This window comes from Bradyrhizobium pachyrhizi, from assembly GCF_001189245.1.
GTDB lineage: Bacteria > Pseudomonadota > Alphaproteobacteria > Rhizobiales > Xanthobacteraceae > Bradyrhizobium > Bradyrhizobium pachyrhizi.
In genome coordinates this window covers 433,875-442,406 of sequence record NZ_LFIQ01000117.1, presented here as the reverse complement: position 1 = coordinate 442,406, position 8,532 = coordinate 433,875, and the positions used below count along the sequence as shown (strand labels likewise).

Below are 8,532 nucleotides of genomic sequence, written 5' to 3'. Positions count from 1 at the left end.
AACGGGTCGCGCGAATGCGCGCCCGATGACGAGCTCCGCGCAATCCGGGACTCTTCCTGCGGATGAAGACCCCGGATTTCGCTTCGCTCCATCCGGGCTACGGATCACGCCCTTACCTTGGGCACCCCATGCCCGTTGTTAGTGCTTGATGTCGACCGGCAGCAGTGTTCTGCTCAAAAAAGCTGCTGGAGCCCTCGGTCCGTGTCGATATCAGTCGCACTGCATCACGTCACGCACTACAAATACGACCGGCCGATCGATCTCGGGCCTCAGACCATTCGGCTTCGGCCCGCGCCGCATACGCGCACGCCGATCACAAGCTACTCGCTCAAGGTCTTGCCCGCCAATCACTTCGTGAACTGGCAGCAGGACCCGCAGGGCAACTGGCTGGCGCGCTACGTCTTTCCGGAGAAGACCACCGAGCTCAAGGTCGAGGTCGATTTCACCGCTGACATGACGGTGGTCAATCCGTTCGACTTCTTCGTCGAGCCCTTTGCCAACAGCTTTCCGTTCGAATATCCCGGCGATCTCAAGACCGAACTCGCGCCCTATCTCGAGACCGATGAGCCCGAGCCGTTGCTCGCGGCTTACCTGAAGGAGATTCCGCGCCAGGCTGACAGCACCGTCAACTTCCTGGTCGAGCTGAACGCGCAGCTGCAAAAGAAGATCAGCTACGTGATCCGCATGGAGGCCGGCATCCAGACGCCGGAGGAGACGCTTGCCGCGGGCTCCGGCTCCTGCCGCGACTCGGCGTGGCTCTTGATCCAGACGCTGCGCCACCTCGGGCTCGCCGCGCGTTTCGTCTCCGGATATCTCATTCAGCTGCGGCCGGATATCGATCCGCTCGAGGGGCCGCGCGAGGTCGAGAGCGATTTCACCGACCTGCACGCCTGGGCCGAGGTCTATCTCCCGGGCGCGGGCTGGATCGGTTTCGACGTCACCTCCGGCATGCTGACGGGCGAGGGCCACATCCCGGTCTGTGCCACGCCGCACTATCGCTCGGCCGCGCCGGTGACCGGCACCGCGGGCGTTGCCAATGTCGAGTTCGGCTTCGAGATGAGCGTCAAGCGCATCGGCGAGGCGCCGCGCATCACCAAACCATTCTCCGATGAATCCTGGGCGCGGCTCGACCGGCTCGGCGAGCAGGTCGATGCCGACCTGGGGAAAGACGATGTGCGCCTGACCATGGGCGGCGAGCCGACCTTCGTTTCGGTCGACGATCTGGAATCGCCGGAGTGGAATGTCGCCGCGGTCGGCCCGACCAAGCGCGCGCTCGCCGACGAATTGATCCGCAAGCTGCGCACGCGGTTCGCGCCGGGCGGCCTGCTGCATTACGGCCAGGGCAAATGGTATCCCGGCGAGAGCCTGCCGCGCTGGGCGTTCGGTCTCTACTGGCGCAAGGACGGCAAGCCGATCTGGAAGAATGCCGAGCTGATCGCCGGCATCGAGAACTCGCGGAAGGCCGAGATCGCGGAGGCCCAGCGTTTCGTCGAAGTAACAGCAACCAAGCTTGGTCTCGGCGCCGACTATGCCATGCCGGCTTATGAAGACCCCGCCTTCTGGCTGCAGCGTGAGGCCGGCCTGCCGGCCAATGTCAGCCCGGCGAATTCCAAGCTGACCGATCCGGAAGAACGCGCCCGGATGGCGCGGGTGTTCGATGAGGGGCTGACCACGCCGAAAGGTTACGTGCTGCCGATCCAGCGCTGGAGCCCGCTCGGCGATCGTGTGCCGGCACGCTGGCGCAGCGAGCGCTGGAAGATCCGGCGTAGCCATCTATTCCTGTCGCCCGGCGACTCGCCGCTGGGCTTGCGGCTTCCGATCGCCTCGCTCGAATATGTGCCACCGGACGATTATCCCTACGTCGTCGAACGCGATCCGATGGCGCCGCGCGATGCGCTTTCTGACGAGCTGCAGCAGGCCTTGAAGGAGATTCCCGAACCGCTGCCGGTGCGCACCGCGATGTCGATCGAGGTTCGCGACGGCGTGCTGTGCGCCTTCATGCCGCCGGTCGAGAAGGTCGAGGATTATCTCGATCTGATCGCAGCGATCGAAGCCGCCGCCGAGGAGCTGCAGCTGCAGGTGCACGTCGAGGGTTACGGACCGCCTTTCGATCCGCGCATCGAGGTGATCAAGGTGACGCCGGATCCCGGCGTGATCGAGATCAATGTGCAGCCCGCGCAAAGCTGGCGCGAGGCCGTCGACATCACGCTCGGCCTCTATGAGGACTCCGCCAAGACGCGGTTAGGGGCCAACCGTTTCCTGATCGACGGCCGCCACACCGGCACCGGCGGCGGCAACCACATCGTGGTCGGCGGCAGCAGGCCGGAGGATTCACCGTTCCTGCGCCGGCCCGATCTGTTGAAGAGCCTCGTGCTGTACTGGCAGCGTCATCCGTCGCTGTCCTATCTGTTTTCCGGCATGTTCATCGGCCCGACCAGCCAGGCGCCGCGCATCGACGAGGCGCGGCATGACGGGCTCTATGAGCTGGAGATTGCGCTCTCGCACGTGCCGCCGCCGGGCATGGATGCGCCGCTGTGGCTGGTCGATCGCCTGTTCCGGCATATCCTGGTCGACATCACCGGCAACACCCACCGCGCCGAGATCTGCATCGACAAGCTCTATTCGCCCGACGGCCCGACCGGCCGGCTCGGCTTGGTCGAATTCCGCGCGCTCGAAATGCCGCCCGACCCGCGGATGTCGCTGGCGCAGCAATTGTTGATCCGCGCGCTGATCGCAAAGCTGTGGCGTGAGCCGCAGCAGGGCCGGTTCGTGCGCTGGGGCACCGCGCTGCATGACCGCTTCATGCTGCCGCATTTCCTCTGGGAGGATTTCTTGGGCGTGCTCGCCGAGCTGAAGCAATCCGGCTACGATGTCGAGCCGGAATGGTACCAGGCACAGCTCGAATTCCGCTTCCCCGCCTTCGGCCGCGTTCATCACGGCGGCGTCGGTCTCGAACTGCGGCAGGCGCTCGAGCCCTGGCATGTGCTGGGCGAGGAGGGCACCTCGGGCGGCACCGTGCGCTACGTCGATTCGTCGGTCGAGCGTCTCCAGGTGAAGGCGACCGGATTCGTCGAGGGGCGCCATGTCATCACCTGCAACGGCAGACGGATGCCGATGACCGAGACCGGCCGTGCCGGCGAGGCGGTCGCCGGTGTTCGTTTCAAGGCCTGGCAGCCGGCCTCCGGCCTGCATCCGACCATTCCCGTGCATGCGCCGCTGACGTTTGACCTGATCGACACCTGGAACGGCCGCTCGCTCGGCGGCTGCGTCTATCATGTCGCCCATCCCGGCGGCCGCAACTACGAGACCAAGCCGGTCAATTCCTACGAGGCCGAGGCGCGGCGGCTGGCGCGCTTCCAGGAGCACGGCCATACCCCCGGCAGGATCGAGACGCCGCCGGAGGAACGCACAATTGAGTTTCCCTTGACCCTCGACTTGCGGACGCCGCTCCTGCACTAATTGTGTCAAGGGGAAGTGGAATGACCGCATCGGGTGGCCAAGGCAATAGTCAAGGCAGCAGTCAGGAAAGTAGGGCCCGTCCCGGTCAGCGCCGGATGGCGCAGTGGACCCGCGACTATGTCCGGCTGCCCGGCATTCCCGACGAGTATATTGCTGACAACGGCGCGCCGCGGCCGGTCTGGGCCCGCTTCTTCGACGCCTTTGCCGCGCTGTCGCCGGCCGATATCGAGCGCCGCTTCGCCTCCGCCGATCGCCATCTGCATGAGGCTGGCGTCACCTATCGCGCGCCGGGCGACACTTCCGACCGGATCTGGCCGCTCAGCCATCTGCCGCTGATCATCGACGCGGCGGACTGGCGCCAGCTCGCCGCCGGCGTCGCGCAGCGCGCGCAGCTTCTGGAGATGGTGCTGGCCGATCTCTACGGCGAAGGCCGCCTCGTTGCCGACGGAGCCATCCCTGCCGCTGCGATCGCCGGCAGCAGCGAGTATCTGCGCGCGGTCAGCGGCATCAAGCCGCCGGGGGGCCGCTATCTGCATCTCTATGCCGCCGACATCGGCCGCGGGCCCGACGGCCGCTGGTGGGTGCTCGGCGATCGCACGCAGGCACCGTCGGGCGCGGGCTATGCGCTGGAAAACCGCCTGGTGCTGTCACGCGCCTTTTCCAATCTCTACAAGTCGATGAATGTCGAGCGCGTCGCGCCGTTCTTCGAGGGGTTCCGCGATTCGCTGCGCGCCAGCGCCGATCGCGACGAGCCGCGGATCGGCCTGCTGACGCCCGGCGCGTTCAGCGAGACCTACTTCGAGCACGCCACGCTGGCGCGCTATCTCGGTTTCCTGCTGGTCGAGGGCGACGATCTTGCGGTCTCCGGCGACCGCGTCCACATCCGCACCGTCGCCGGGCTGAAGCGGCTCGACGTGCTGCTGCGCCGGGTCGATTCCAACATGCTCGATCCGCTCGAGCTCGACGCGTCCTCCTATCTCGGCGTGCCCGGGCTTGTCGAGGTTCTGCGCAAGGGCGGCGTCGTGGTCGCCAACATGCCTGGCTCCGGCGTGATGGAGGCGAGGGCGCTGCTCGGCTTCCTGCCCAATCTGTGTCGGCGCCTGCTCTCTGAAGACCTGATGATGCCGCACATCGCGACCTGGTGGTGCGGCCAGAAATCCGCCCGCGAAGAAGTGCTGTCGCGGCTCGACGAGTTCGCGATCGAAGGCGCCTATGGCCGCGGCGTTGCGGATTTTCCCGGCAACGGACCGGTGCTCCCGGGCGAATTGTCGGCCGCGGACCGCGACCGCCTGAAGGATGCCATCAGTCATCGCGGCATCGATTATGTCGGTCAGGAGCTCGTGCGGCTGTCGACCACGCCGGTATGGGAGAACGGCCGCATCGCGCCGCGTCCGTTCGTGTTGCGGGTGTTCGCGGCGGCGACGCCGAGCGGCTGGACTGTGCTGCCCGGCGGCTTCTGCCGGATTGCCGATCGGGCCGATGCGCGCGCGGTGTCGATGGGCGATGGCGCGGTGTCCGCCGACGTCTGGGTGGTCTCCGACAAGGCGGTTGAGACCTCGACCCTGCTGCCGGCGGTCGACACCGTCCGCATCCGCCGCATCGCCGGCGTGCTGCCGAGCCGCGCCGCCGACAATCTGTTCTGGCTCGGCCGCTATCTGGAGCGCGCCGAGGCTACCATCCGGCTGATCCGCGCGCTGTGCACGCCGCTGCGCGATCCTGCGCGCGCGAATTCGAACGGCTCGGCGCCGGCGATGCATTCGGCCGAGCGCATCCAGCGCATGCTGGTCGCCTGGGGCGCGGCCTCGCAGACCGCGCGCGCCAATCTCGCCAAGGTCGCGCTCGAAGCGCTGCAGAGCGAGGAGAAATTCGGCTCGGCGCTGTCGCTGGTGCGATCCGCGCAGCGCACCGCGACCTCGCTCCGCGAGCGGCTGTCGCCGGACGCCTGGCAGGTCATCACCGAGATGGCTGATCGGCTCGCCATCGAGGTTCATGACGATGACGGCGTCGTCAGCGCCGCCGAACTGACCTTGCAGGAGCTCGCAAGCTTCGCCGGCCTCGCGCAGGAAAACATGAACCGCGCCGCCGGCTGGCGTTTCCTCGAGATGGGCCGCCGCGCCGAGCGCGCCGTCAATACCACGCGCTTTGCCCGTCAGTTCGCTTATGACGAAGCCGGTGACGAGGACCTCGACGTTCTGCTCACGCTGGTGGACTGCCAGATCACTTATCGCTCGCGCTATCTGGTGCAGCCGCTGCTCGCACCGGTGCGCGATCTGGCGGTGCTCGACCCCTACAATCCGCGCTCGGTCGCATTCCAGGTCGCGGCGCTGAACGAGCATATTGCCGCGCTGCCGAGCCTGAAGGAGCACGGCCTGATCGAGCGGCCGCAGCGCCTTGCCGTCGCGGTGGAGGCAATGCTCACAACGGCTGAAGCCTCGAGCCTCGACGTCAAGACGCTGTTCGCGCTGGAGCAGGATCTGCTCAACCTCGCCGACGCGATCGGGCTGCATTATTTCCCGCACGGACCGAATGCCAGCCGGCCGGAGAAGCTCACGGGGCTGGCGTGATCTACGACATCCGTCACGTCACGACCTACAGCTACGAGACCCAGGTCAGCTTCGCGCGCTGCTCGCTGCGGCTGGAGCCGGTTAGCGGGGACGGGCAGCAGTTGATATCGCATTCGGTCGAGATCCGTCCGAGGCCCGCGGAACGCACCGCAAGGCGCGACTTCTTCGGCACGCTCACTGAAAGCGTCCTGATCGAGACCGCGCATCGCAGTCTGCGCATCGATGCCCGCTCGCGGGTCTCGGTGTCGCGGCAGCCGCCGGCGCGCGCCGCCGCCAGTCCGCCCTGGGAAGACGTGCGTGACAATGCGTTCGAAGCGTTGAGCCTCGATGCGGCCTCGCCGGTCGGCTACGTCTTTGCCAGCGCACTGGTGCCGGTGCTACGGCCCGTGACGGCCTACGCTTCCGCGAGCTTCGTGCCCGGTAGCGGCATCCTCACCGGGGCGGCCGACCTGATGCGCCGCATCCGCAACGACTTCAAATACGATCCCAAGGCGACCGTGATCTCGACGCCGCTTCGCGACGTGTTCGAAAAGCGCCACGGCGTGTGCCAGGACTTTGCCCATGTGATGATCGCAGGACTGCGCGGCCTCGGTCTGCCCGCGGCCTATGTCAGCGGCTATTTGCGCACCATTCCGCCGCCGGGCCAGCCGCGGCTGCAGGGCGCGGACGCCACCCATGCCTGGGTCTCGGTCTGGTGCGGGAGCGCGCTCGGCTGGGTCGGGTTCGACCCGACCAACGATCTGATGGTCGGGAGTGACCACATCATTCTCGCCATCGGCCGCGACTTTGCCGACGTCTCGCCGGTCGATGGCGTCATCGTCGGCGCGCGCAAGCAAAAGCTCGCCGTTGCGGTCGACGTGTTGCCAGTGGAGTGAGACGGGATGGGTGCGCGGCGCGCTCGACCGCGCCAATGCAATCGCGATCAGGCGACGTGCCGCTTGCCCGATTTGTCCCACCCGATCGGGCTGACGATGACGCGGTCGCGGCCTTCACGCTTGGCTTGATAGAGTGCAAGGTCCGCGGCCTTGAGCAGATCGCGCGATGTGCGCTCGTGGTCCGGGACGAGGCAGGACAATCCGATGCTGACGGTCGGCAACTCCGGCTCGGATTCCCGCGCGGCCGCCAACTTGGCGCGGATCCGTTCGGCAATTTCCAGGGCGCTCGCCTTGCCGATGCCCGGCAGCAACACCGAAAACTCCTCGCCGCCATAGCGGGCGCCGAGATCAGTTGCACGCTTGGCGCTGCCTGCGATGCACCGTCCCACGGTGGTGAGCACGGCGTCGCCGGCCTGATGCCCGTACGTGTCGTTGTAGATCTTGAAATGATCGACGTCGATCATCAGAAGCGAGACCGGCGCCTTTGCGCGCATGCCACGGCGCCATTCGACGTCAAGGGTATCGTCGAGGCGGCGACGGTTGGCGAGGCCGGTCAGTGCATCCGTGCTCGCGAGGTGCGCGAGCCGATCTTCCGCGGCGGCCCGCCGTTTGAGAGCGGCCACCAGGTAGAACATCAGGACGATCGAGAAGCCGCAGAGCGCTGCCACCACGCTGCCGATCAGCCAGAGCTGCTGCCACCAGTCGGCATAGATGCCGTCGAGCGCAAGACCCTCGGCGATGAGCAGGCGATTGTGTCCGACCGCCTGGAAAACATAGAGCCGGCTGACATGATCGACGATCGATTTCGTGATGTAGGAGCCGGACTGCCGTGCCGGAAACTGCTTGAAGACCAGAGAGTCCTTGATGCTTTGCCCGATCTTGCTGATGTCGAACGGAGCGCGCATCAGTATGACGCCATCGCTGTTGAACAGCGCCATGCTGTCGCCGAAGCCGAAGTTCAGCTTGCGAAACAGATTGTGGAAATAGCTGAGCCGCATGCTGCCCGCGACCACGCCGGCAAAGGAGCCATCGTCATTGTTGATGCGACGGCTAAGGCTGATCAGATATTCGCCATCAGGAGTAATCCACGGAGCACTGATGAACAGGCCGCTGTCCGCTCGCGTCTGATGCGCCCGGAAGAAGTCTCGATCGGCGAAATTTGCGACCCGTGGCGTCAACGTCCTGGAATCGCGCGTGACGTCCCCCGCCGCATTCAGCACGAGGATCGAGCCGAGATCCTTGGCTGTGGCGGCGCGGTCGAACAGCACGACCTGGCGAAGCTCCGGGCTGATCTTGCCGAACTCCTGCAGCTTGACGCCGTCGGCGACCGCCTGGAGCGAGAGGTCGTAGAGGTCGATGTTGCGGTCGATCTCGCTGGCGATTGAGGCGACGAGGTTGGTCGCGCCTTCCTTCGCATGCCGATAGTCCTTGCGCGCCATCTCCCAGAGAATGGATGCGCAGATCGCCGAAAAGCAGAGAACGAGGCCGATCCCGAGTGTAAGGAGCCGTTTGGTCGGCACTGCCTTCGGCTTTGGCAAAAGCCCGTTCATTGCTCGCTTCCACTTCCCCGCGCCCTCGCGCAGCGACGCTTTTCTATGGAGGCATCAAATTGAGAAATGCGACCCGAAGCGGAG

The 8,532-nt window shown here is 66.1% G+C and carries 4 protein-coding genes; 3 read left to right on the top strand and 1 reads right to left on the bottom strand.

Features of this window, described 5'->3' with window-relative positions:
* Positions 1–201 precede the first annotated feature (201 nt).
* From AKL29_RS33810 to AKL29_RS33800, 3 genes are read left to right on the top strand one after another with little or no spacing between them, the layout of a single operon-like run.
* Positions 202–3,459 carry a transglutaminase family protein gene (locus tag AKL29_RS33810; protein ID WP_050387145.1) on the top strand — a complete coding sequence of 1,086 codons (3,258 nt, stop codon included), beginning with the start codon at positions 202–204 and terminating at the stop codon, positions 3,457–3,459.
* A 20-nt stretch (positions 3,460–3,479) separates the two neighbouring features.
* Entirely contained in the window at positions 3,480–6,023 is a 2,544-nt protein-coding gene (locus AKL29_RS33805) for a circularly permuted type 2 ATP-grasp protein (protein WP_028331731.1), read from the top strand.
* Positions 6,020–6,898, top strand: a complete 879-nt coding sequence (locus tag AKL29_RS33800; protein WP_050387144.1) for a transglutaminase family protein — start codon at positions 6,020–6,022, stop codon at positions 6,896–6,898. Before AKL29_RS33805 ends, AKL29_RS33800 begins: the two co-directional genes overlap by 4 nt.
* 47 nt (positions 6,899–6,945) lie before the next feature.
* On the opposite strand, the gene AKL29_RS33795 is transcribed toward AKL29_RS33800, so the two are convergent.
* A complete protein-coding gene (locus tag AKL29_RS33795; protein WP_050387143.1) occupies positions 6,946–8,448 on the bottom strand; it encodes a sensor domain-containing diguanylate cyclase in 1,503 nt (500 codons plus the stop codon).
* Positions 8,449–8,532 lie beyond the last annotated feature (84 nt).

Excerpts from the sequence above, each read along its gene's own strand:
- AKL29_RS33795 (WP_050387143.1), bottom strand. The coding sequence starts at position 8,448 with ATGAACGGGCTTTTGCCAAAGCCGAAGGCAGTGCCGACCAAACGGCTC.
- AKL29_RS33805 (WP_028331731.1), top strand. The coding sequence starts at position 3,480 with ATGACCGCATCGGGTGGCCAAGGCAATAGTCAAGGCAGCAGTCAGGAA.